The organism is Edwardsiella piscicida, assembly GCF_021733145.1.
GTDB classification, from domain to species: Bacteria; Pseudomonadota; Gammaproteobacteria; order Enterobacterales; family Enterobacteriaceae; genus Edwardsiella; species Edwardsiella piscicida.
The window spans coordinates 1148926-1173164 of sequence record NZ_CP090968.1 but is presented as its reverse complement, the minus strand read 5'-3'; the positions used below and the strand labels follow the sequence as shown (position 1 = coordinate 1173164).

Sequence of the window (24239 nt, the reverse complement as noted above, 5' to 3'; positions counted from 1 at the left end):
CTACAGCAGCCAGCGCCCGTACAGCCAGTACCAGAGGATCAGCAGCAGCGCCAGGTTGGCCACCACCGACAGCATGAAGGCGTTGCGAAACGCCATCTTGCGGGTTTTATGCTGAAACAGCACCTGGCCGAGCAGCCCGCCCGGCCAGCCCCCGAGGACGCCGCCGAGCAGCAGCGTGCGCTCAGGGATACGCCACCGCGCCTGCACCGCCGCCAGCTTGTCATAGCCGTACATCAGCAGGGTCCACAGGTTCACCAACGCCAGCCAATACCACAGCGGATGGGGCGTCAACAGACAGAACGGCAGCGTCAGCGCCAGTGCACCATCGCAGATCAGGGTTGGTTTCATTTAATTGCAATAAACTGTGACAAAGTCCGCCTATATTCGCGCGTCCGCGGCGAAACGACAATTGCCGGGGGCCTCGCTCCGACGCCCCGGCGGCGGCAACGGGGCATTTTCAGCTTTTTCTGACCGGCACGCCCAGCTCCAGCAGCCACTCACCGCTGGCTCGACCATCGCTCAGATAGCGCTCAAAGCAGGGACCGCCGTCCGGACGATAGCCGCTGGCGGGCAGCGCCTGGTCAAACAGCGCTACCCACGGCGTGGCAAAATCATTATCGATGACCCGCACCTGCGCCAGCGCATACAGGCCCCCAGCCAGCGTGTCCCAACGGATCCCGGACGCCTCGCCATCCGACGGGAGCGCTGTTGTCGCCGTCGTCAGGGCGACATCCGCCCGCAGTGCCTCTGGCGCAACCTCGCGGGGGTTATCATAGTACAGCGCCATCCACTGCCCCTGCAGGCCGTGGCGCGTCGACCACGCCATCAGCCGCTCAAATCCTGGCCCCAGCGACTGCGCAAACGGCCCCTGCACGCGCAGGGCAAACAGCGGCTGCGCCGCTAAACTCTCGATCTTCACCTGCATACCCATCCTCTCCCGCTCTCTCGCGCCACGGCGGCGCCTCTGCCAGTATGGCAAATCGCCGACCAGCCCGCCGTTACGCAGGCCACAGCCACGCGGCGCCGCGCACGCCGCTGGCGTCGCCGTGCTGCGCCGGGCGAATCGGGGTGCGGCACTCGCCGCCGAACACCCAGGGGGTGATCAGATCCGGCAGGGTACGATACAGACGGCTCACGTTGCTCATGCCGCCGCCCAGCACGATCACGTCCGGATCCAGCGTGTTAATGGTCTGCGCCAGCGCACGCGCCAGACGCTGCTCATAGCGGGCGATGGCCGCCAAGGCCGACGCATCGCCCGCATCGGCCCGCACCATGATCTGCGCCCCGTCAAGCGCCGCCCCGCCGTGGCGCCGGTAGTCGGCGCAGAATCCGCTGCCGGAGACAAAGGTTTCAATGCAGCCCTGTTTGCCGCAGTAGCAGGGCTGCGCCGCTGACGCCGCCCGTTCGGCGTCATCCTGCCAGGGTAAGGGGTTATGCCCCCACTCGCCGGCGATGCCGTTACCGCCGGCGTGCACCCGGCCATCCAGCGCAATCCCCGCGCCGCAGCCGGTGCCGATAATCACGGCAAAGACCACCCGGGCGCCGGCCGCCGCGCCGTCGGTCGCCTCCGATACCGCCAGACAGTTCGCATCGTTGGCCAACCGCACCGTTCTTTTCAGCAGGGCGGACAGGTCGGCGTCCAGCGTCGAGCCGTTCAGCCAGGTCGAGTTGGCGTTCTTAACCCGCCCGCTAAACGGGGACAGCGTACCGGGAATACCGACCCCGACCGAGGCGCGCTCGCCGCAGTGCGCCTCGGCGTCCGCCACCAGCTGGACTATCGCCGCCAGCGTCGCCGCATAGTCATGGCGCGGGGTGGCAACCCGCCGCCGAAACAGGGTTTCCCCGCGATCCCCCAAAGCCTGCACCTCAATCTTGGTGCCGCCCAAATCAATCCCGATACGCATCGGCGTCTCCTGTATTACTCATCCGGTGCCCATAGTAGCGGAGTTTTTCCGTGAAGAAACGGGGAGAATTCGCTATCATTGACGCCGCTAACTCCCACCTTTTTTTCCGGAAAAATGCCTCATGCTCTGGTTTAAGAACCTGTTAATTTACCGTCTGAACCGTGAAATTCCGCTGGTGGCGCAAGAGATGGAGTCCCAGCTCAGCGCCATGGCATTTACCCCCTGCGGCAGTCAGGATATGTCGCGCACCGGCTGGGTTCCCCCCCTCGGCGGCGGCAGCGACGCGCTGACCCACTGCGCCAACGGGCAGATCCTGCTGTGCGCGCGCAAAGAGGAGAAGATCCTGCCAGCGCCGGTACTCAAGCAGGCGCTGCAGGCCAAAATCGAAAGGCTAGAGGGTGAGCAGCACCGCAAGCTGAAAAAAACCGAAAAAGACGCGCTGAAGGATGAGGTGCTGCACAGCCTGCTGCCGCGCGCCTTCAGCCGTTTTAACCAGACCTGGCTGTGGATAGACAGCGTCAACAACCTGATCATGCTGGACGCCGCCAGCGCCAAGCGGGCGGAAGACGTGCTGGCGCTGCTGCGCAAGAGCCTGGGCTCCCTGCCCGTCGTGCCGCTGACGCTGGATAAACCCATCGAGATGACCCTGACCGAATGGGTGCGCAGCGGCAACACCCCGGCGGGCTTCAGCCTGCAGGACGAGGCCGAGCTGAAGGCTATCCTGGACGAGGGCGGCGTTATTCGCTGCAAACAGCAGGAGCTGGTGTGCGATGAGATCGCCGTGCATATCGAGGCCGGTAAGCTGGTGACCAAGCTGGCGCTGGATTGGCGCGAGCGCATTCAGCTGGTGCTGGCCGACGACGGCGCCGTTAAGCGCCTGAAGTTCTCGGAAACCCTGCGCGATCAGAATGAAGATATCGATCGTGAAGACGCCGCCCTGCGCTTTGACGCCGACTTCGCCCTGATGACCGGCGAGCTGGCGGTATTAATCGACGAGCTGATCGCCGCCCTGGGCGGTGAGGCGGCGCAGTAAACGCCGGGAGGCAACCGTGCCTGGACATGCGATGATCTACCATGCGGTATACCTGATCCTGGAGCGCGACGGCCGCTTTCTGCTAGCCCGCCGCGCCAATACCGGCTTTGCCGACGGCTGTTGGTCGCTGCCCGCCGGACACGTCGAAGCGGGCGAGTCCGCGAGCCAGGCGATGGCGCGCGAGGCGCAGGAGGAGATAGGGCTAACGCGGGACCCCGCCGCGCTGCGCCATGTCTACACCCTGCACCGCCGCAGCGCCGATCGCACCTATGTCGATCAGTGGTTTTATCTGGCGGATGACGACGCCGTCATCGATAACCGGGAGCCGCACAAGTGCGACGCGCTGACCTGGTTCGCCCCCGATGCGCTGCCGCAGGAGACCCTGCCCTACGTACGTCGGGTGCTGACGGAGTTCCGCCACGGTCACTATGGTGAGATGGGATTTTAGACGGCGGGTGCCGCCGTCGAGGTAAGGCGAAGAGGCTGAGGGCGGCGCGCCGCCCTCGCCCGTCAGACGATCAGCTCAGATACTTGCATAGGTAGGCGCTGGGCTCCGCGACCTGCAGGTTAAACTCGCTGTGCTCCGGCACAAAAAAGGTCTCTCCCGGGGTAAACACCTGCCAGTCCGGCGCGCCGGGGATCAGCACGCGCAGCGCGCCGGTCACCACCGTCATCTCCTCCGGCCGATCCGTGGTAAAGGTATACTCGCCCTTTTCCATCACTCCCACGCTGGCGCGGCCGATACTGCCGCTGTCATAGCCAATCGACTTCACTTTCCCTGCAAAATACTCATTAACATTCAGCATAGTGTGGCCTCTTTAACGTGAGTAGTCGTCTCATCTTGGTCAAAAAAACGGGGACTGTCACGCGCCGTTTCTTCAGGGTGCGATCGCCAGCGCGGGCGGACGCGACGATCGGCTAAAAAAGCGCCGGCGTGCGACGGTTTTCCATTGCGATGCGCACGATTTTCATATTTCCTCCATTTTGCCGCCGCAGCAAACGGCTACAATACACTTACGACCATCCGGGGCTGCGCTCGACGCTCCCGTTCGGCGTCTTTTCATCATGGATTCCGCCCATCGGGCGTCTGCAGGAGAATTACCGTCACATGAGCGTTATATCCGCACTCTCTTCCCGGCGCGCCAAGCTCTGCGGGCTGTTAATTCTGCTGCTCCTGCTGGGCGCGTTCGCCTGGCATCACGTCTCCTCTGCGCCGCCCGCCGACGCCGGCGGAAGCCCGGCGCGCCAGCGCGACGCTAGGCCGGGACGCGGCATGGCGCAGACGGTTCCCGTGCAGGCGGCGGTCGTGCACCGCGCCGCGCAGGACAGCTACCTCAGCGGGCTGGGCACCGTCACCGCCTCCAATACCGTGACCGTGCGCAGCCGGGTCGATGGCCAGCTGATGAAGCTGCACTTCACGGAGGGGCAGCAGGTGAAGGCCGGCGATCTGCTGGCTGAAATCGACCCACGCCCGTTCCAGATCCAGCTGCAGCAGGCCCAGGGAGCGCTGGCGCGCGATACGGCGCTGCTGGACAACGCCCGACGCGATCTGGTGCGCTACCAGCGCCTCGCCAAAGATAATTTGGTCTCGCGTCAGGAGCTGGATACCCAGGCTTCGCTGGTCGCCCAGACGCAGGCCAGCCTGGTCAGCGATCGGGCCAACGTGGATAGCGCCCAGCTGCAACTGGACTACAGTCGTATCCGGGCGCCGGGCGATGGCCGCGCCGGTCTTCGTCAGGTCGATGAGGGCAACTATATCAGCAGCGCGGATACCAATGGCTTGGTGGTGCTGACCCAAACCCACCCCATCGACGTGCTGTTCACCCTACCTGAGGGGGATATTCCCCGCCTGCAGCAGGCGCTGCAGCGCCAGGGAACGCTGGTTGCCGAAGCCTGGGATCGCAGCGATCGCCAGCGCCTGGCGACCGGCCATCTGCTCAGCCTGGACAACCAGATAGACACCGCGACCGGAACCCTGAAGATCAAGGCCCGCTTCGATAATCAGGACGATCGCCTGTTCCCCAATCAGTTCGTCTACCTGCGCCTGCAGGTCGCCAGCCAGGCGCCGGTGCTGCTGGTTCCCGCGGCGGCGGTACAGACCGGCCGTGAAGGGCGCTTTGTCTGGGTGGTCGACGCCGAGAACAGGGTGCATAAGCGCAGCCTCAGCGTCGGCGCGCGCGACGGCGACGCGCTGGTGGTACAACAGGGGGTCAACGCGGGCGACAAGGTGGTAACCGACGGCATCGATCGGCTGACGGAGGGGGGGCAGGTCGACATCATCACCGCTCAGCGCCCTGACGCCGCCGCGGACCACGGGGATACCCCGCAGCCATGAGCCAGACGCCCTCCTCCCCGGTTCCGCGCGGCGGCGGCCCCTCGCGCCTGTTTATTCTGCGCCCGGTCGCCACCACCCTGCTGATGATCGCCATTCTGCTGGCCGGTCTGGTCGCCTACCGCGCCCTGCCGGTGTCGGCGCTGCCGCAGGTCGACTACCCGACCATTCAGGTGGTCACCCTCTATCCCGGTGCCAGCCCCGACGTGACCGCCTCGGCGATCACCGCCCCGCTGGAGCGCCAGTTCGGCCAGATGTCCGGCCTGCAGCAGATGTCGTCGCAGAGCAGCGGCGGTGCATCGGTGATCACGCTGCAGTTCCAGCTGTCGCTGGCGCTGGACGTCGCGGAGCAGGAGGTGCAGGCGGCAATCAACGCCGCGACCAATCTGCTGCCGAACGATCTCCCCTACCCGCCGATCTACAGCAAGGTCAACCCCGCCGATCCGCCGATCCTGACGCTGGCGGTGGTCTCCGATGCCCTCAGCCTGCCGCAGGTCGAAGATCTGGTGGAGACACGAATATCCCAGAAGATCGCGCAGGTCGGCGGCGTCGGACTGGTTACCCTGGCCGGCGGCCAGCGCCCGGCCGTGCGCGTGCGCCTAAACGGCGCCGCCGCCGCGGCCTACGGCCTCAGCAGCGAGACGATCCGCAGCGCCATCGCCAACGCCAACGTGAATTCGCCCAAGGGGAGCCTGGACGGCCCTACCCGGGCCATCACCCTGAACGCCAACGATCAGCTGAGATCGGCGCAGGAGTACCAGAACCTGATCGTCGCCTACCGCAGCGGCGCACCGGTCTACCTGCGCGATATCGCCAGCGTCGAGCAAGGGGCGGAAAATACCCAGCTGGCCGCCTGGGCCAATAATCATCCGGCCATCGTCATCAATGTGCAGCGCCAGCCCGGCGCCAACGTTATCGCCACGGCCGATGCCGTGCTGGCCCAGCTGCCGCAGCTGCGCGAAAGCCTGCCCGCCTCGGTCAAAATCAGCGTCCTGAACGACCGCACCCAGACCATTCGCGCCTCCGTCAGCGACGTGCGCCACGAGCTGCTGCTGGCCGTCGCGCTGGTGGTGATGGTGATCTACCTGTTCCTGCGTAACCTGCCCGCGACCCTGATCCCCGGCGTCGCCGTTCCGCTGTCGCTGATCGGCACCTTCGCCGCGATGTATTTTCTGGGGTTTTCGATCAATAACCTGACGCTGATGGCGTTGACCATCGCCACCGGCTTCGTGGTGGACGACGCCATCGTGGTGATCGAAAACATCGAGCGTCATCTGGAGAACGGCGATCCCCCCCTGCGCGCCGCCCTAAAAGGCGCCGGTGAAATCGGCTTCACCATTATCTCGCTGACCTTCTCCCTGATCGCCGTGCTGATCCCGCTGCTGTTTATGGGCGATATTATCGGTCGGCTGTTCCGCGAATTCGCCGTCACGCTGGCGGTCGCCATTCTGATCTCCGCCGTCGTCTCCCTGACCCTGACGCCGATGATGTGCGCCCGTCTGCTGAGCCAGGAGAGCCTGCGGCGTCAAAACCGCTTCTCGCTGGCCTGCGAGCGACAGTTCCAGCGCCTGATCGCAGGCTATGGCCGCGCGCTGCGTCTGGCGCTGCGCCATCCGCGGATCACCCTGGGCGTCGCCGTCGCCACCCTGATGCTGACGGTGCTGCTCTACCTCATCATCCCCAAGGGGTTCTTCCCGCAGCAGGATAACAGCCTGATCCAGGGCACGGTGTACGCCCCGCAGTCGATCTCCTTCAGCGCTATGGCCGAGCGCCAGCGTCAGCTGAGCGAAGCATTGCTGCGCGATCCGGACGTGGCCAGCGTCAGCGCCTTCGTCGGCGTCGACGGCGTCAACCCGGCGCTCAACAGCGGGCGACTGCAGATCGTCTTAAAACCGCTGGCCGACCGCCGCGATCGCATCGATCGCATCATCCCCCGCCTGCAGGCGCTGGCGGCCCGGGTCGGTGGCATCTCGCTGTATCTACAGCCGGTGCAGGATATGACCATCGATACCCTGCCGGGCCGCGCGCGCTATCCCTTCACCCTGCAGGCCATGTCGCTGGATGAGCTACAGACCTGGGTGCCGCGCCTGCAGGCGCGTCTCGCCCAGTCGCCGATGCTGAAAGACGTGAACAGCGACTGGCAGGATCAGGGGCTGGTGGCGTACGTCAACGTCAACCGCGACAGCGCCAGCCGCCTTGGCATCGCGATGCAGGACGTGGACAACGCCCTGTATAACGCCTTTGGCCAGCGCCTGATCTCCACCATCTATACCCAGTCCAACCAGTACCGGGTCGTGCTGGAGCAGGAACGCGCCCATCAGGATGGTCTGACGGCGCTGCAGCGCATCTACCTGACCGCCGCCGACGGCAGCGCCATTCCGCTGGCCAGCATCGCCACCGTAGAGCAGCGCCACGGCGTGCTGGCGATAAACCACCTCGACCAGTTTCCCTCGGCGACCCTCTCCTTCAACGTCCCCGACGGCTACACGCTGGAGCAGGCCATCGCCGAAATCGACGCCGCCCGACGCGCGATCGGAATGCCGGCCGACATGACGCTGCACTTCCAGGGCGCGGCCCTGGCGTTCCAGAGCGCGCTGGACAGCACCCTGTGGCTGATTCTGGCGGCCATCGTGGCGATGTATATCGTGCTGGGGATTCTGTATGAAAGCTTTATTCACCCGATCACCATTCTCTCGACCCTGCCGTCGGCCGGGGTCGGCGCCCTGCTGGCGCTGATGATCAGCGGGCAGGCGTTGGATGTGATCGCCATCATCGGTATCATCCTGCTGATCGGCATCGTGAAGAAGAACGCCATCATGATGATCGACTTCGCCCTGGCGGCGGAGCGCACGCAGGGCATGGCGCCGCACGACGCCATCTATCAGGCCTGCCTGCTGCGCTTTCGCCCGATTCTGATGACCACCATGGCCGCCCTGCTGGGCGCCCTGCCGCTGATGTTCAGCCAGGGGGTCGGGGCGGAGCTGCGTCAGCCCCTGGGGATCTGTATGGTCGGCGGGCTGATCGTCAGCCAGATCCTGACCCTGTTCACCACCCCGGTCATCTACCTGGCCTTCGATCGTCTGGCGCGTAACACCCACCGCCCGACGCGGGGAGTCCCGGCGCGATGAGCGGCTTCTCCCTGTTTATCAACCGCCCGGTGGCCACCAGCCTGCTGGCGCTGGCGATCACCCTGGCGGGACTGCTCGGCCTGCGCCTGCTGCCGGTCGCCCCGCTGCCGCAGGTAGATTTCCCGGTGATCATGGTCAGTGCCTCCCTGCCGGGCGCCTCGGCAGAGACCATGGCCGCCTCGGTCGCTACCCCGCTGGAGCGGGCGCTGGGGCGCATCGCCGGAGTCAATGAGATGACCTCCAGCAGCAGCCTGGGCACGACCCGCATCATTTTACAGTTCAATCTCGACAGGAATATCGACGGCGCGGCGCGCGATGTCCAGGCCGCGCTGAATGCCGCCCAGAGCCTGCTGCCCTCCGGCATGCCGTCGCGCCCCAGCTACCGCAAGGCCAACCCGTCCGATGCGCCCATCGCGATCCTGACGCTGACCTCGACGCAGTATACCCAGGGGGATCTCTACGATCTGGCCTCCACCCGTCTGGCGCAGAAAATCGCCCAAATCGACGGCGTCGGCGATGTCTCGGTCGGCGGCAGCTCCCTGCCCGCGGTGCGCATCGATCTCAGTCCCGATGCCCTGTTCAATCAGGGAACCTCGCTGGATACGGTGCGCCAGGCCATCGCCAGCGCCAACGTCCGCCGCCCGCTGGGCGCCGTCGCCGATGACGAGCACCGCTGGCAGGTGCAGAGCAACGATACGCTGATGAAGGCGCAGGACTACCGCCCGCTGATCATCCGCTACCGCGACGGCGCGCCGCTCAGGCTGCAGGACGTCGCCCAGATCAGCGACGGCGTCGAGGATGTCCGCAACGCCGGGATGAGCAACGGTCAGCCGGCGATCCTCATCATGATCCGCCGCAGCGCCGACGCCAATATCATCGAAACCGTCGACCGACTGCGCAGCGACCTTCCGGCGCTGCGGGCGCTGCTGCCCAGCGGGGTCTCCCTGGATATCGCCCAGGAGCGTACCCCGACCATCCGCGCCTCCCTGCGCGAGGTCGAGCAGTCGCTGGCTATCGCCATCGGCCTGGTGATCCTGGTGGTGTTCCTGTTTCTGCGCTCCGCCCGCGCCACGCTGATCCCGGCGGTCACGGTGCCGGTTTCGCTTATCGGCACCTGCGCCGCCATCTATCTGTGCGGCTTTAGTCTGAACAACCTGTCGCTGATGGCCCTGACCATCGCCAGCGGGTTTGTGGTGGACGACGCCATCGTGGTTCTGGAAAACATCGCCCGCCACATCGAGAACGGCCTGAGCCCCCGCCGCGCCGCGCTGGTCGGCGTGCGCGAGGTGGGCTTTACCGTCTTCTCCATCAGTCTGTCGCTGGTCGCCGTCTTTATTCCGCTGCTGTTTATGGGCGGCATTCCCGGGCGCCTGTTTCATGAGTTCGCCATCACGCTGTCGGTCTCCATCGCCATCTCGCTGCTGATCGCGCTGACCCTGACGCCGATGATGTGCGCCTGCCTGCTGCGGCCGCGCCGCGACGACGGCGGGGGACGCCCGACCGCCCTACGCCGCCTATCGGCGCTGCTACAGCAGGGCTATGCCCGCTCCCTGAGCTGGACGCTGGACCACGCCCGCTGGGTCTTGCTGATGCTGCTGGCGGTGATCGGATTAAACATCTGGCTGTATATCAGCATTCCAAAAACCTTTTTCCCCCAGCAGGATACCGGGCGGCTGATGGGCTTTATTCAGGCCGATCAGAGCATCTCGTTTCAGGCCATGCGCGGTAAGCTACAGGACTTTATGCGCATCGTACGCGCCGATCCCGACGTAGAAAACGTCACCGGCTTCACCGGCGGCGCCAGCGTCAACAGCGGAATGATGTTTATCGCCCTTAAGCCGCTGGGCGAGCGGAAACAGGATGCCCAACAGGTCATCGCCCGTCTGCGCGCTAAGCTGGCCCATGAACCGGGCGCGAACCTGTTTCTGATGGCGGTGCAGGATATTCGAGCGGGAGGTCGCCAGGGCAACGCCAGCTATCAGTACACCCTGCTGTCGGACGATCTCGCCGTCCTGCGCCACTGGGAGCCGCAGGTACGCAAGGCGCTCGCCGCCCTGCCCCAGCTGACCGATGTCAGCACCGATCAGCAGGACAAGGGGGCAGAGATGCTGCTGACCTACGATCGCCCGACTATGGCGCGGCTGGGGATCGAGGTCAGCGAGGTCAACTCGCTGCTGAACAATGCCTTTGGCCAACGCCAAATCTCCACCATCTACCAGCCGCTTAACCAATACCACGTGGTGATGGAGGTCGATCCGCGCGACGCCCAGGATGAGCGGGCGCTGGATAAGATGTTTATCATCAACCAGGCCGGGCAGCCGATCCCGCTGTCCGGGTTCGCCAGTTGGCTGCCGGCCAACGCGCCGCTGTCGGTTAACCATCAGGGGCTGAGCGCCGCGGCCACCATCTCCTTCAACCTGCCGCCGGACGGCTCGCTCTCCGACGCCAGCGACGCCATCGAGCGTGCCATGACCGCCCTGGGCACCCCGCCCTCTCTGCGCGGCACCTTTGCCGGCACCGCCCTGCTGTTTCAGCAGGCGCAGAGCAGCCAGCTGCTCCTAATCCTGGCCGCCATCGCCACGGTCTATATCGTGCTGGGCATGCTGTATGAAAGCTATATTCATCCGCTGACCATCCTGTCGACCCTGCCGTCGGCCGGGGTCGGCGCCCTGCTGGCGCTGATGCTGTTCAACGCGCCCTTCAGCCTGATCGCGCTGATCGGCATCATGCTGCTGATAGGGCTGGTGAAGAAAAACGCCATTCTGCTGGTCGACTTTGCCCTGACGGCGGAGCGAGAGCAGCACCTGAGCGCCCGCGACGCCATCTATCAGGCCTGTCAGCTGCGCTTTCGCCCGATTCTGATGACCACCCTGGCCGCCCTGTTCGGCGCGCTGCCGCTGGCCTTCAGCTACGGCGACGGCGCCGAGCTGCGTCAGCCGCTGGGCATCACCATCGTCGGCGGCCTGCTGGTCAGCCAGATCCTGACGCTGTACACCACCCCGGTGGTCTACCTGTATATGGAGAAGCTGCGTGCCCGCGTCAGTCGACAGAAAGCCCTGCCGCCGCTGGCGCACTGAGCCCCGAGGAGAAATCATGAGACTGGGCATTTCCGCCAAACTCTTTCTGGCCATCCTGTCCACCTGCATTCTGGTGCTGATCATCATGCACTGGGGGGTGCGCGTCAGCTTTGAGCGCGGCTTTATCGACTATATCCGCCACGGCAATGAACAGCGGGTACAGCTGATGGCCAGCGAGCTGGAAACCCTGTACGCCCGCGAAGGCAACTGGGACTTTCTGCGCCACAATGAGCGGATGATCTTTAGGATCATGCGTGATATCGAACAGAGCAGCAATCTGCACGGCAGCCTGCCTCCCCACGGCTGGCGCACCCCATTTTGGGTCATCGATGCCAACGGGCAGCGCCTGGTCGGCCCGCAGGGGAGCCTGCCGAGCGACGGTATCCGCAGCGCGATACGCTATCAGGGGCGCGACGTCGGCTGGGTGCTGACGACCCCGCCCGAGCGCCTAACGCGCAATACCGATATTAACTTTGATCGCCAGCAGCGCCGCACCAGCTGGTTTATCGTCGCCCTGGCGACCCTGCTGGCGGCGGCGGTGACCCTGCTGCTATCGCGCGGCATGCTGGCGCCGGTCAAACGGCTGATCAACGCCATGCACCAGCTGGCCGCCGGTAATTTTGCCACCCGCGTCGACGTCAGCAGCCGCGACGAGCTGGGGCAGCTGGCGCAGGACTTCAATCAGCTGGCCACCACGCTGGAGCGCAACGAACAGATCCGCCGGGCGCTGATGGCCGATGTCTCCCATGAGCTGCGCACGCCGCTGGCGGTGCTGCGCGGAGAGCTAGAGGCGCTGCAGGATGGGGTGCGACGCCTCACCCCCGATTCACTGACCTCGCTGCAGGCGGAGGTCAGCATCCTGACCAAGCTGGTCAACGATCTGCACCAGCTGTCGCTCTCCGACGCCGGCGCCCTGGCCTACCGTAAAAGCCCCATCGAGGCGAGCGCCCTGGTGCAGGCCGCCGCCGGTGCGTTTCGCGATCGGCTGGCCGCCAAGGGGATCCGTCTGACCCTGCGGCTGCCGGACGAGGCCCGGGTGTTCGGCGATCCCGATCGCCTGCTGCAGCTGTTTAACAACCTCCTGGAAAATAGCCTACGCTACACCGATAGCGGCGGCGAGCTGCAGATCGTGGGCCAGAAGCGTAGCGATACGCTGACGCTGTGCTGGCAGGACAGCGCGCCGGGGGTCAGCGAAGAGCAGCTGCAGCATATCTTTGAGCGCTTTTACCGCGCGGAGGGCTCACGCAACCGCGCCAGCGGAGGATCGGGGCTCGGGCTCTCCATCTGCCAGAATATCGTCGCCGCCCACGGCGGCAGCCTGCGCGCCAGCCACTCGCCGCTGGGCGGCGTCGCGATGACCGTCACGCTGCCGCTGGAGGAGCAGACCTGAGCCGCCGTAAACGCCGTGCGACCCCCGTCTGCGGCGCGATATCCCCGGCCGGTGCGCCAGCGCCGTTCGAGCCTTAACCTGATGATTCCTAACCGGGAGTAGACCGATGAATATGCTTGCCACCACCCCGCTGATGCCCGAACCGCAGGGGGCGCGCGTCCTGATCGTTGAAGATGAGCCCAAGCTGGGCCAGCTGCTGATCGACTACCTGATCGCCGCCGGCTATCGTCCCCACTGGCTGAGCCGGGGCGACGAGGTGTTGCCCTATCTGCAGGAGCATCTCTGCGACTTGATTTTGCTGGATCTGATGCTGCCGGGCGTCGACGGCCTGACGCTGTGCCGCGAGATCCGCCGCACCTCCGAAGTGCCGATCGTGATGGTCACCGCCAAGATCGAGGAGATAGATCGCCTGCTAGGGCTGGAGATCGGCGCCGATGACTATATTTGCAAGCCCTATAGCCCGCGCGAGGTGGTCGCCCGAGTGAAGACGATTCTGCGCCGCTGCGGGCTGCAGGATACCCTCTCCGAGCCGGCGCCGCTGCTCATCGACGAAAGCCGTTTTCAGGCCAGCTACCGCCAGCAGCCGCTGGATCTGACCCAGGCGGAGTTCCGTCTGCTGAAGACCCTGGCGACCCAGCCGGGCAGCGTCCTCTCCCGCGAACAGCTGCTCAACCACCTGTATGACGACTACCGGGTGGTCACCGACCGCACCGTCGACAGCCACATCAAAAATCTGCGGCGCAAGCTTGAGCCTGTCGAGGGCGACGAGCCGCTCATCCGCTCGGTGTATGGCGTCGGCTACCGCTGGGAGGGAGCCCCCTGCCGCATCATCGCCTGAGACCTCTCCCGCCGTGGCGATACGTGCGGTTTCGGCGCCCGCGCCGCCGTCCGCGCCGATGAACGCTATACTACTATGGACAGTATCCCGCCATAATCCGCCATTCGCCACGCGGCGATGGCGGATTCGTTATCGTAACACAGGCAAGGAGATACCCATGACAATGGGCTATTACGAGATCAAACGCACCCTGAATGGGCGGTTTCATTTCAACCTCAAGGCCGGTAACGGCGAGGTGATCCTCAGCAGTGAAATGTACGCCTCCCACGCCTCGGTCGAAAACGGCATTCTCTCCGTGCAGACCAACGCCGTCGAGGACGCGCAGTATGAGCTGTGCTGTGAGGGGGAGCAACCCTACTTTTTACTCAAGGCCAAGAACCATCAGGTGATCGGCCACAGCGAGCACTACAGCTCCGAAAGCGCCGCCCGTAAAGGGATCCAGTCCGTTAAAAAGAATGCCCAGACCCGCGATATCCGCGATCTGAGCCGCGGGCAGTGACGGGATCCCACGCCGGCCCGTTTCTGCCGAGCACAGCGCAGCACCGACAAGGCTCCGGGCACCGCGGGGCCTTGATTGTACTGCCCGCGCCAACTCTCTATAATGCCCGCCTTTACTGCAAGCCCCTAGGGCCGCTCCCTCTCCGCGCGTGGCGTCAGCGCGCACGGATGACGATGAGGCGCGCCCTACGCTGCAGCCTGACCTGTGATCAGAACGAGAGAGTCATCTATGTTTACTCCGGAATTACTGTCCCCGGCCGGTTCGCTGAAAAACATGCGTTACGCCTTTGCCTATGGCGCCGACGCGGTTTACGCTGGCCAGCCGCGCTATAGCCTGCGCGTGCGCAACAACGAGTTCAACCATGAAAACCTGGCGCTGGGTATTCAGGAAGCCCATGCGCTGGGCAAGAAGTTCTACGTGGTGGTCAATATTGCGCCGCACAACGCGAAGCTGAAAACCTTTCTGCGCGATCTCAAGCCGGTCATCGATATGGGGCCGGACGCCCTGATCATGTCCGATCCTGGCCTGATCTCGATGGTGCGTGAAGCCTTTCCGTCGATGGCGATTCATCTGTCGGTACAGGCTAACGCGGTCAACTGGGCAACGGTAAAATTCTGGCAGCAGATGGGGCTGACTCGCGTGATCCTGTCGCGAGAGCTGTCGCTGGAGGAGATTGCCGAAATCCGCGCACAGGTGCCGCAGATGGAGCTGGAGGTGTTTGTCCACGGCGCGCTGTGCATGGCCTATTCCGGGCGCTGCCTGCTGTCAGGCTATATCAATAAGCGCGATCCCAACCAGGGAACCTGTACCAACGCCTGCCGCTGGGAATACAAGGTGCAGGAAGGCAAAGAGGACGAGGTCGGCAATATTGTGCATCAGCACCAGCCAATCCCGGTGCAGCAGGTCGACCCCACCCTGGGCATCGGCGCGCCGACCGACCGGGTCTTCATGCTGGAAGAGAGCATGCGCCCGGGCGAGTATATGAGCGCCTTCGAAGACGAGCACGGCACCTACATTATGAATTCAAAGGATCTGCGCGCCATCCAGCACGTGGGGCGTCTGACGGAGCTGGGAGTGCACTCGCTGAAAATTGAGGGGCGCACCAAGTCGTTTTACTACTGCGCCCGCACGGCGCAGGTGTACCGCAAAGCGATTGATGACGCGGTAGCCGGCAAGCCTTTCGATCCCAGCCTGCTGACCACCCTGGAGTCACTGGCGCACCGCGGCTATACCGAAGGTTTCCTGCGTCGCCACGTCCACGAAGATCAGCAGAACTATGACTACGGCTACTCCGTCTCCGATCGCCAGCAGTTCGTCGGCGAGCTCAGCGGCGAGCGCCGCGATGGCTATGCTGAAGTGCTGGTGAAAAACAAATTTTCCCGCGGCGATAGCCTGGAGCTGATGACGCCGCAGGGCAATATTCAGTTCACCCTGGACGATCTGCGCGACAAGCAGGGCCAGCCGACCGACGTCGCGCCGGGCAACGGACATACGGTCTATATTCCGCTACCGGCGGAGATCGATCTGGCCTATGCCCTGCTCATGCGTAACCTACAGGGCGCGGGCGTCAGCACCCGCAATCCTCACGCTCAATAATGTTCTGCCCCAGCCGGATTAATTCCGGCTTTTTTTATTTTTTTGATAATACCCGATGACGATCACACTAAAGTGACGTCGTCATGGTTATTATTGCCACACAAAAAGCAATAACGAAATAGCAATACTAGGAACCACCTCCTTGCCGGCCCAATCTCCCTTGGGCTGGTTTTCTTTTTTGCAAAGAATAATCCCACCCTAACAATGAAATTATAACTAGATGATTTTAAACAAAAATATTAGCATGAATCGCCGATACGCCGAGCTCACTATTATCGTCATACCGTAACGAAATATATTCATCGATATTTCACATCTATCAAACTCAAAAGACAATCGTTACTAATTACTTATTTATCCCGCAGCATAGAAATAATCAGGAATAACTGAATCCGTTCAGCTAAAAATAAGCCGGCGGAGCAGGCACCTCATCGCGGCGCGAAGCGGCGCAGCGATAGGCGATCATATCGGTTCACGCCGTCAGCGGCACCATGCTCCTCAGGGAGGCGGTGTCCGTCAGCACGTCAAGCAGATTACGGAACTCGGGGTTGCGCAGGGAACGCTTGTTATAGGTGAGATAGAGGGGGATCGGCGGGATCGCAAAGGCCGTCTCCACCACCCGCAGATTAAAGGCGGAGCCGTAGCGCAGCGCGACCTCCCGCGGCAAAACCGTCAGCAGATCGCTGTGGCTGACCGCCCCCAGAATCGAGATAAAGGAGTCCGAACGCAGCACCACCCGACCGCCGTGCAGAAATGCAAAGCGATCCCCGTCGCTATGAGCACGCTGCAGGATCACAAACCGTTCTCCGCTCAGCTGCACCTCGCTGCACGCCTCCCCGAGGCGCGGATGCCCATCGCGGCATACGAGCGCCAGCGGTTCGTTCGCAAACGGCAGGCAGTGCACCGCATGCGCCGTCACCGGCGTCGTGCTGAACACCACGTCGGCCTTACGAAAATTCAGCAGCTGCTCTGCAATGGTATGCGGATGATAATCCGCATACCCACTGTAGTGCAGCAGCTCATACCCGGCGCCGAGACGCTCAAGGGCGCTGACGGCGGCGGGCAGCACCTGCAGCGCCACGCAGCAGGGGGCGAAAACGACAAACTTACGGCGCTGCTTGGCGGAGAGCGTCGCGTTGAGGGTATTTTCAATCAGCGACAGCCCCTGAGCGATCTGATCATGCAAGCAGACCCCCAGCGCCGTTGGCGAAATTCCCTTGCCTGCGCGGATAAATAGCGGATCGTCAAAGTGTTGACGCAGCTTTTGCAGCGACTGACTCACCGCCGAGGGCGTGGTGCCCATCGCCGCCGCCGCACGGCTAACGCTATTGTGTAAAAACACCATCTCAAATACGGTCAGCAGATTGAGATCGAATCCCTTTAAATGCAATAAATTACTGTGATTAGAACGCTCCATACAAATACACTATCCTTATGTTTTAAATGGCATTCTTCATATTGACCATTTCAGGACAGCTTATACATTCACACTAATAACTCAATAGGTTCAGCCATAACAGTGAGATAAATCGTACTGTTCCGATAAAATAGCACCGACAAGCATATATATTAAATATGTGTCACCAATTATTTATTTAATAATTGCATACTATAGCGCATGGATTGAGCCTCCCCATGCGATGCGCAATAGCGCGTACGGACATCAGCGCAGCGCGTGATCAATACGTAAGATAACGCCCGCGCGCCGGCGGTTGATAATGACCGAGAGAAATAATCCTCTCGGCATCAGTGCGCCCGGACAGAGATACGCAGTGAGTATATTGATCTCCGCACACGTCGACTAACAGAATTATTGCGTTGTCTATACGGATATATCCTAATAATAATAGGCAGCATGGTAAAAATACAGAGCAGCAGCGTCTACGTGAAGATCGGCTATTTTGATAAAAATAACGCGGCGGCATACCATTAATCCGTTACCGCGGCACGCTCTCTTTGCCCGCGATAGAAAAGGCATATCCGAATCATCCCATCCAGTGAGCGTAATATCAGCTCGACGCGGGGCGAAATAAGCCGCCATGATCATGGCATCCGCAAATGAATATAGCCCGATTAGCGCCGCCGCGGTTGATCCTGAGGCGCTCCCTAACCACCGGCGCAATGCCGCCATCCCCTGTCGCCAGTGACGCGGCGGCGCGCAGATCACCGCCAATGCGGCTTACGAGAGGGACGCTGAAGGCGAAGGCTATGCGACCGGGCATCGACCTGTCGCGCCTCTCCGCTCCGTGGTCCCAGCGCCATTGGCGCACGGGCGTTGCAAGTGCCAAAAAAAACGCCCGGGCGCTAGCCCAGGCGTTTATCGGCAGAGGGGCGCGTTATTTACCCTGAGCCAGCAGGAACTTCACCACGTCCGCATATTCACTGCGATAGCCATCGATACTGGTCGCCTGCATTCCATCATTTTTAATCTGGTACTTACCTGCGACATAGAACGACGGGGTGCCGCGCACGCCGAAGGCCTGCACCGCATTCTCCTGCCGCGCGGTCAGCGATTTCACGACAAAACTGTTCAGCGCCGCATCATACTCTGCCGCCGCAACGCCGGAGTCGATAAATACCTGGCGGATATCCGCCGGAGAGTTAATGCTGCGCTTCACCTGCACCGCATCAAACAGCGGCTTTTCCACTTTATCCGACACGCCGAGGGCCTGCGCGACAGACCACGCCTCCGTCAGCGCCGGTCCCTGCGGCCCCAGGAAGCTCACGTGGTATTTCACCACCTTCTCCCCCAGCGGCAGGACCCCATTTACCGCCTCACCGATGCGGTAAACGTTGGCAAATTGGTTACAGGGCGGGCAATAGAAAGAGAAAAATTCGACGACCGCAGGCGCGCCGGGGACGGCTTTCGGCATGTCGGTATACTGTTTTCCTTCCTGATACCCAGCGGCCTGAGCGGCAACGGAGCACAGTACCAGCAGGCCAGCGGCGGCCTGGAAGAGTCTCGTTTTCATCATCACTTTACCGTATCAAGTCAACTTGTGCGCAGAGTAGCATTCCGCACGGTGAACGCCGTACGGATTTACGATTAATTACACCGGATTACACGCTGATACAGCGGCAGCGTACGCGTGACGCGCGCTATTTCCAATCCGGCTGCGACGTTACCTGCTGCATCAGCAGCGCTTTCAGGGAGGCGTCCGGATTGCCCAGCCACTGAAAGCGAGCATACTTGGCAGGCTGCAGCATCGCCGCATCGCTGTCCGGCAGCGTTACGCGCAGCGCCCACGCCTGACGTCGATCGGCGCTGAAGGCGATAAACAGCTGCCGGTTGCCGCAGTTGTGCGGCTGGCAGACCATGCCGACCTGATACGCCTTGCCCTGCCAGGTCAGCGTCTGCGGCGGCGCAGAGGTACCCTGTCCGCTGCGCACCCACGACGGCAGATCCTTCTCTCCCTGCAGCGCCTGTTTCCAGCTCTGCTGATATGACGGCTGAGCCATCAGCTCGGATAACGAGGGCGGAATAGTCTCGTCGGCCATGCCCGGTGCGCCGTAGGCCAACAGAAGGGCGGCCAGCGCCCCGACGATCGTTTTCATGGTAACTCCTTCATTGAGGTCGCGACGCCGATGCGGAACGGCGCCGTCATTTATTTACGCCACTGCGGGCTCATAAATAAAATATTTACTATTTTTATCAGTTATCCTCAATCGGAAAAAGTTGATCTATAGCAGAAAAGTGCCTTGGCGTCGGTCTCGCCGCCGGGCTTTAGGGTAAGCTTGGCCCGCCCACGTTTTTCTGGATACCACCACTATGAGCGATATGATTACCCTTCCCCCGCTGCCCGCCCTCGCGCGCGAGCGCTACGATGCCGCCACCGCCGGCGCGCTTGATGCGCTGGACTGCTCGGCCATCCGCCAGCGGGTCGACGCCTTTGGCCACGCCGATCGCCCGCAGGAGAGCTACCTGACCGGATGGATGGCGTTCAATCCGCTGGTTATCATCCGTAACTATCAGGACAAACGCGGCACCTCCAGCGGCGTAGTCCTCTCCGTCGGCGACGCGTATCGTTTCAGCGTGCAGACCATTACGCCGCGCATTCCCAAGCTGCTGCTGTGGGCCACCCTACGCAGTAAACCGAAAACCCTGCCGCTGGTCGCCCTACAGGATCTGGCCGCCGGCGATCGGCGACTGGTTCCCTACCGCGCCGTACGCGATACCACGCTGCGTGAGCAGATGACGGGCTGGTGGGCGGAGATCAATGACTATCTGGGTATCGCCTGCTGGCAGCATAGCCATGGCTATCCGCAGTGGCAGGCGCTGGAGAACAGCCTGAGCTGCGACGCGGTCAGCCGCCTGCACCAGTGGCTACAGCGCGATCCGCAGACCTTGGAGCACGACGGTGACTACGCCGGGCGCTGGTACGATGGCCTGTTCATCGCCACTCGGGCCGCCAGCGAATCCAACCCGTGGCCCTCGCTGCTGCTGAGCTGGAAAAGCCCGCAGCGTCAGGCCAGCTATCTGATCGGCTGGCTGGCCGGCGAGGCGGATAAACCGACGCTGGCCCTGGCGCTGCGCCCGGACGCTGAAATGCCGTTTTTCACCCTCAACCGCTTCGACGCCGAGCACCTGCAGCGGCTCGCCGCGCTGAATGCGCTAGCGACGCAGCACGCCGCCGCCTAACTCCAGCCTCTTACCACCAGCGGTAAAAGTGGTGCACCGGGCCAATGCCCTGTCCCACCTGCAGGGAGTCCGCGGCCATCAGCGCCCCCTGCAGATACGCCTTCGCGGCGGCAACGGTAGCGCGCCAGTCCTCATGGCGCGGGCGCAGCGCCGCCAGCGCCGCGGACAGGGTGCAGCCCGTCCCGTGAGTATGGCGCGTCGCCACGCGCACCGCGCTAAAGCGCTCGGCGGCGCCGTCGCGGGTCAGCAGCCAGTCGGGGCTCTCCCCGCCCCGCAGGTGTCCCCCCTTCATCAATACCGCCTGACACCCCAGCGCCAGCAGCGCTTCACCCTGGGCAACCATCGCCGTCTCATCTTCCGCCATCGAACACCCCAGCAGCGCGGCGGCCTCCGGCAGATTGGGGGTGATCAGCGAGACCTGCGGCAGCAGCTGCTCGCGAATCGCGCTGACGGCCTGCGGCGCCAGCAGCGCATCGCCGCTTTTGGCCACCATAACCGTATCCAGAACGACGTACGGCAGCGGGTAGCGCGTCAGCGTCTGAGCGACGCAGGCGACGATATCGGCGCTGGCCAGCATGCCAATTTTCGCGCTGTCGATACGCACATCGCTCAGCACGGAGTCCAGCTGCGCCCGAACAAACCCGGTGTCGATAGGGTAAACCGACTGTACGCCGCGGGTATTCTGGGCCACCAGCGCGGTGATGACGCTGGTGCCATAGGCGCCCAGCGCGGAAAAGGCTTTGAGATCGGCCTGGATCCCGGCACCGCCGCTGGGATCGGTACCGGCGATGGTCAGGGCATTAATCCGTTCTGCGCGCATACTCATGCCCCCTCCCCCGCGATGACGGCGGGCTGAAGGCCATACAGGGCATCCAGGAAATGGGGCGTGAAGCTGCCGGGACCGCTGGCCTGCGCCGCCGCCCGCTGACCCGCCAGCGCCATCACCCGACAGGCGCTGGCTACCGCCGTCAGACGATCGTCCAATACGCTGAAGGCCGCCGCCACCGCCGACAGCGCGCAGCCGGTACCGACGACCCGGGTCATCAGCGGATCACCGCCGTCGATCCGGTAGCTGTTATCTCCATCGGTCACGTAATCGCTGGCGCCGGTGATCGCCACCACCGCGCCGCTATCGCGCGCCAGCGCCGCTGCCGCCGGCAGCGCCGCCAGCGCATCATCCTGACTGTCGACGCCGCGTCCGCGCGAGGGGGCGCCGGCCAGCGCCAGGATCTCAGAGGCGTTGCCGCGAATCACCGCCGGGCGCAGGTGCAGCAGACGATGGGCGAAATCACTGCGGTAGCGCAGCGCACCGACGGCCACCGGATCCAGAACCCAGGGGGTTCCTGCTAGGTTGGCCGCCTCAATCGCCGCCAGCATACTGTCGGCGCGCGCGTCATACAGCGTACCGATATTGATCAGCAGCGCGTCGGCCAGCGCCGCAAACTGGCGGGCCTCCTCGGCCTGCACCACCATCGCCGGGGCTGCGCCCAGCGCCAGCAGCACGTTGGCCGTTAGACTTTGCACCACTTCATTGGTCAGGCAGTGAACCAGCGGCGCGCGCTGGCGTAAGGTCATCAGCGCCTGAGCGCACAGCGCATCAGGCAGGGGGGCGGGTTGTGTCAACATGGCGTCTCTCCCACCGGCGTGAAGAAGGCGGCGCGGTCAGACACCGTGACTTCCCTACGCTGGCATTATCCAGATCAGGTAATACGGGTATTTCTCAGCCTTCACGTAGAAGGGCACCCCGAGTCAGTTGTTCATCAAAATACTGTCATTAACACACGGTTAATCCAGCGGCAGGATAATACTCACGCCGGCGATTGTAAATGCGCGGCGGCACACCGCGCGGGCGACGTTAGCTGCCGCGGTACGTAGCGTAGCCATACTGGCTTAGCAGCAGCGGCACATGCAGCTTTTCATTCTGCTGCGTTACCTGGAATAAGACCGGCACCTCCGGGAAAAAGGTCTCCTGCCCCTGACCATGAAAATAGGCGCCCGTTTTAAAGGTCACCCGATAGACGCCGGGGTCCATATCGGCGGCCGCCGGGTACAGCGAGCGGACGCGGCCGTCGTTATCCGTCGCGGCGTGGGCGATCTCACGCCACGCGCTGCCATCCTGCCTTTCCAGCATCACCGCCACCCCGGGGGCCGGTTTTCCCGTCTGCTGATTCAGGATATGCACGCTCAGCGTGCCCACCGGCGCGGCCTGCGCCGCCGCGCCGATTACAGATAACATCGCGGTAAGTAAAAGCATTTTTTTCATCACTGGGCTCCCATGTTATGTCATCCCTTCGGCAGCCTAGCAAAATGCGTCCCCCGCTTTATTAAACTTTTCGTTATCTTTTCAGCGCAATCACCCCATACCCTGCGCGCTACAGCGGCAGCAGGGTAAAGGTCAGCAGCAGATTCATCAGCGCCGCGACCGCCATCGGAATCGCGGTACGCTTAATCACCAGGAAAGGCGATACGCCGGCGATGCCGGCAATCGCCACGATCGCCGGGGTAATCGGCGACACCGTACGGCCGAAGCTGGTCATTATCTGCATCGGCAGCAGCAGCGTCACCACGTCCACCTTGAGGAAGGCGGCGATCTTGGGGATCAGGGCCGCAAAGGAGAAAAAGGCCGCATTACCGGAGCCCATCAAAAACGCCGATAGTGCCAGCACGGCGCTCATCGCCACGATCATCGCCCCGCTGCCAAACCCTGCGTCTTGAGCCGCAGAGACCAGCGTATCGACGGCGCCGATCTTCAGCAGGCCGCTGGCGAAGTACTCCCCGCAGACGATCAGCGAGACCACCAGCACAAACTGGCGCCCCATTCCCTCAAAAAACAGCATAAAGCTGTCCAGAACCGCCCGCGCGCTGCGCAGCCGCACAAACTCGAAGAGCAGCGCGACGACGGTGCTGATCAGCATGGCGGTGGTCACATCCAGCTTAATCAGCGGATGAAACAGCGGACTAAAGCCGATAATCAATACCAAAGGGATCACCGGCAGGATAGCGTAGATACGCGGCGGCGCATCGCGCGTATCCGCCTCATGGCCTATCGTCTGCTGGGGGGCAAAGACAAAGCCATCGCGGCGATCCCACCAACGCTGGACAACGTAGTGGGTGACCGCCACGGCGCAGATGATCGGCAGGGTAAAGGGGAGCTGATGTGAAACGAAATAGACCGCGGGCTCCAGCTGCGCCGTCTGCGCCGCCAAGACCACGTTACCGGAGCCGGGACCGTGATCGATAAACTGGCAGCAGCCGATCACGCCCAGCGCCGAGGCCGGGCTGATCCCCGACCGGATCAGAATCGGGTACATCGTGACCATCAGCAGCATCCCTAACCCGGCGTGGCTAGGGATAAAGATAACCAGGATCTGCGTTACCAGAAACGACAGCGTCAGCAGGAGATAGGGGGAGCGCACCCGCTTCAGCGGCTGTTCGAAAACCCGAAACAGCGCCATGCTGGCGCCGACGTGCTCCATGTAGCGAGAAAATCCGGCGATAGCCATCAGCATCAGCCCCAGACCGGCCAGGCGCGAGCTGAGAATATCGCTGAATACCTTGAAGATATCGAAGTATTTGGCGCCGGTGCCGCTCTTTGCAGGCAGCAGCGGCCCCAGATCGAACAGCGCCGTCAGCAGCAGCAGTAAAAAACCCGCCAGGAACAGCACCGGCTGCGTTTTATATCCTTTGGCGAACAGCGCGATCAGGAGTGCCGTCACCAAAGCGGCACAGAGTAGACCCGTCATCATCGTATCCCGTAGTGCAAGACGCAGAAAATAAGGACCCAGCGCACAGGCGGCGCTGAG

The 24239-nt window shown here is 63.0% G+C and carries 21 protein-coding genes and 1 riboswitch; of the genes, 10 read left to right on the top strand and 11 right to left on the bottom strand.

The annotated features are described in order from the left end of the window. The 3 genes from L1P05_RS05255 to mak all read right to left on the bottom strand — a co-directional run bounded on the left by L1P05_RS05255 (position 1) and on the right by mak (position 1904). Positions 1–348 (bottom strand): DUF1294 domain-containing protein, encoded by a 348-nt coding sequence (locus tag L1P05_RS05255; protein WP_012847941.1) that lies wholly within the window; start codon positions 346–348, stop codon positions 1–3. A gap of 109 nt (positions 349–457) precedes the next feature. Beyond that, positions 458–925 carry a GyrI-like domain-containing protein gene (locus L1P05_RS05250; protein ID WP_012847940.1) on the bottom strand — a complete coding sequence of 156 codons (468 nt, stop codon included), beginning with the start codon at positions 923–925 and terminating at the stop codon, positions 458–460. Between the two features lie 73 nt (positions 926–998). Continuing rightward, entirely contained in the window at positions 999–1904 is a 906-nt protein-coding gene (gene mak / locus L1P05_RS05245) for a fructokinase (protein WP_012847939.1), read from the bottom strand. Positions 1905–2025: 121 nt separating this feature from the next. Between mak and rdgC the strand changes: the two genes are divergently transcribed. Together rdgC and L1P05_RS05235 are read left to right on the top strand one after the other, a co-directional pair. After that, positions 2026–2937 (top strand): recombination-associated protein RdgC, encoded by a 912-nt coding sequence (gene rdgC, locus L1P05_RS05240; protein ID WP_012847938.1) that lies wholly within the window; start codon positions 2026–2028, stop codon positions 2935–2937. 16 nt (positions 2938–2953) lie between these two features. Beyond that, positions 2954–3385 (top strand): NUDIX hydrolase, encoded by a 432-nt coding sequence (locus L1P05_RS05235; RefSeq protein ID WP_225857602.1) that lies wholly within the window; start codon positions 2954–2956, stop codon positions 3383–3385. Positions 3386–3455: 70 nt separating this feature from the next. Here L1P05_RS05235 and ppnP read toward each other — a convergent pair whose 3' ends face one another. Next, a complete protein-coding gene (ppnP, locus tag L1P05_RS05230; RefSeq protein WP_012847936.1) occupies positions 3456–3743 on the bottom strand; it encodes a pyrimidine/purine nucleoside phosphorylase in 288 nt (95 codons plus the stop codon). A 302-nt stretch (positions 3744–4045) separates the two neighbouring features. Between ppnP and L1P05_RS05225 the strand changes: the two genes are divergently transcribed. The 7 genes from L1P05_RS05225 to trhP all read left to right on the top strand — a co-directional run bounded on the left by L1P05_RS05225 (position 4046) and on the right by trhP (position 15797). Beyond that, a complete protein-coding gene (locus tag L1P05_RS05225; RefSeq protein WP_041692497.1) occupies positions 4046–5272 on the top strand; it encodes an MdtA/MuxA family multidrug efflux RND transporter periplasmic adaptor subunit in 1227 nt (408 codons plus the stop codon). Continuing rightward, positions 5269–8397 carry an MdtB/MuxB family multidrug efflux RND transporter permease subunit gene (locus tag L1P05_RS05220; RefSeq protein ID WP_012847934.1) on the top strand — a complete coding sequence of 1043 codons (3129 nt, stop codon included), beginning with the start codon at positions 5269–5271 and terminating at the stop codon, positions 8395–8397. Before L1P05_RS05225 ends, L1P05_RS05220 begins: the two co-directional genes overlap by 4 nt. Next, positions 8394–11474, top strand: a complete 3081-nt coding sequence (gene mdtC, locus L1P05_RS05215; RefSeq protein WP_012847933.1) for a multidrug efflux RND transporter permease subunit MdtC — start codon at positions 8394–8396, stop codon at positions 11472–11474. Before L1P05_RS05220 ends, mdtC begins: the two co-directional genes overlap by 4 nt. 16 nt (positions 11475–11490) lie before the next feature. Then, positions 11491–12864: an envelope stress sensor histidine kinase BaeS gene (gene baeS, locus L1P05_RS05210; protein ID WP_012847932.1), complete on the top strand. Its 1374-nt coding sequence runs from the start codon at positions 11491–11493 to the stop codon at positions 12862–12864. Between the two features lie 133 nt (positions 12865–12997). Continuing rightward, positions 12998–13702: an envelope stress response regulator BaeR gene (gene baeR / locus L1P05_RS05205; RefSeq protein WP_172454868.1), complete on the top strand. Its 705-nt coding sequence runs from the start codon at positions 12998–13000 to the stop codon at positions 13700–13702. A gap of 157 nt (positions 13703–13859) precedes the next feature. Continuing rightward, a complete protein-coding gene (locus L1P05_RS05200; protein ID WP_012847930.1) occupies positions 13860–14201 on the top strand; it encodes a YegP family protein in 342 nt (113 codons plus the stop codon). A 228-nt stretch (positions 14202–14429) separates the two neighbouring features. Further along, positions 14430–15797, top strand: coding sequence for a prephenate-dependent tRNA uridine(34) hydroxylase TrhP (gene trhP / locus L1P05_RS05195; RefSeq protein WP_012847929.1), 1368 nt, complete (start codon positions 14430–14432; stop codon positions 15795–15797). 472 nt (positions 15798–16269) lie between these two features. On the opposite strand, the gene L1P05_RS05190 is transcribed toward trhP, so the two are convergent. The 3 genes from L1P05_RS05190 to L1P05_RS05180 all read right to left on the bottom strand — a co-directional run bounded on the left by L1P05_RS05190 (position 16270) and on the right by L1P05_RS05180 (position 19352). Beyond that, positions 16270–17214, bottom strand: coding sequence for a LysR substrate-binding domain-containing protein (locus L1P05_RS05190; protein WP_012847928.1), 945 nt, complete (start codon positions 17212–17214; stop codon positions 16270–16272). A gap of 919 nt (positions 17215–18133) precedes the next feature. Beyond that, positions 18134–18772, bottom strand: coding sequence for a DsbA family protein (locus L1P05_RS05185; protein ID WP_012847926.1), 639 nt, complete (start codon positions 18770–18772; stop codon positions 18134–18136). Between the two features lie 124 nt (positions 18773–18896). Next, positions 18897–19352 (bottom strand): inhibitor of vertebrate lysozyme family protein, encoded by a 456-nt coding sequence (locus L1P05_RS05180; RefSeq protein ID WP_012847925.1) that lies wholly within the window; start codon positions 19350–19352, stop codon positions 18897–18899. A gap of 214 nt (positions 19353–19566) precedes the next feature. Here L1P05_RS05180 and L1P05_RS05175 point away from each other — a divergent pair, with 214 nt between their 5' ends. Beyond that, entirely contained in the window at positions 19567–20436 is an 870-nt protein-coding gene (locus tag L1P05_RS05175; RefSeq protein WP_012847924.1) for a hypothetical protein, read from the top strand. 10 nt (positions 20437–20446) lie between these two features. Here the strand turns inward: L1P05_RS05175 and thiD are convergent, their stop codons facing one another. From thiD to dcuC, 4 genes are all read right to left on the bottom strand, one after another. After that, positions 20447–21262, bottom strand: a complete 816-nt coding sequence (gene thiD / locus L1P05_RS05170) for a bifunctional hydroxymethylpyrimidine kinase/phosphomethylpyrimidine kinase (protein ID WP_012847923.1) — start codon at positions 21260–21262, stop codon at positions 20447–20449. Then, positions 21259–22062, bottom strand: coding sequence for a hydroxyethylthiazole kinase (thiM, locus tag L1P05_RS05165; RefSeq protein ID WP_012847922.1), 804 nt, complete (start codon positions 22060–22062; stop codon positions 21259–21261). Before thiM ends, thiD begins: the two co-directional genes overlap by 4 nt. Before the next feature lie 34 nt (positions 22063–22096). After that, positions 22097–22193, bottom strand: a riboswitch (TPP riboswitch). Between the two features lie 98 nt (positions 22194–22291). Next, positions 22292–22699 (bottom strand): hydroxyisourate hydrolase, encoded by a 408-nt coding sequence (gene uraH, locus L1P05_RS05160; RefSeq protein ID WP_015683286.1) that lies wholly within the window; start codon positions 22697–22699, stop codon positions 22292–22294. 109 nt (positions 22700–22808) lie between these two features. Further along, a complete protein-coding gene (gene dcuC / locus L1P05_RS05155) occupies positions 22809–24179 on the bottom strand; it encodes a C4-dicarboxylate transporter DcuC (protein ID WP_041692496.1) in 1371 nt (456 codons plus the stop codon). Positions 24180–24239: the final 60 nt, after the last annotated feature.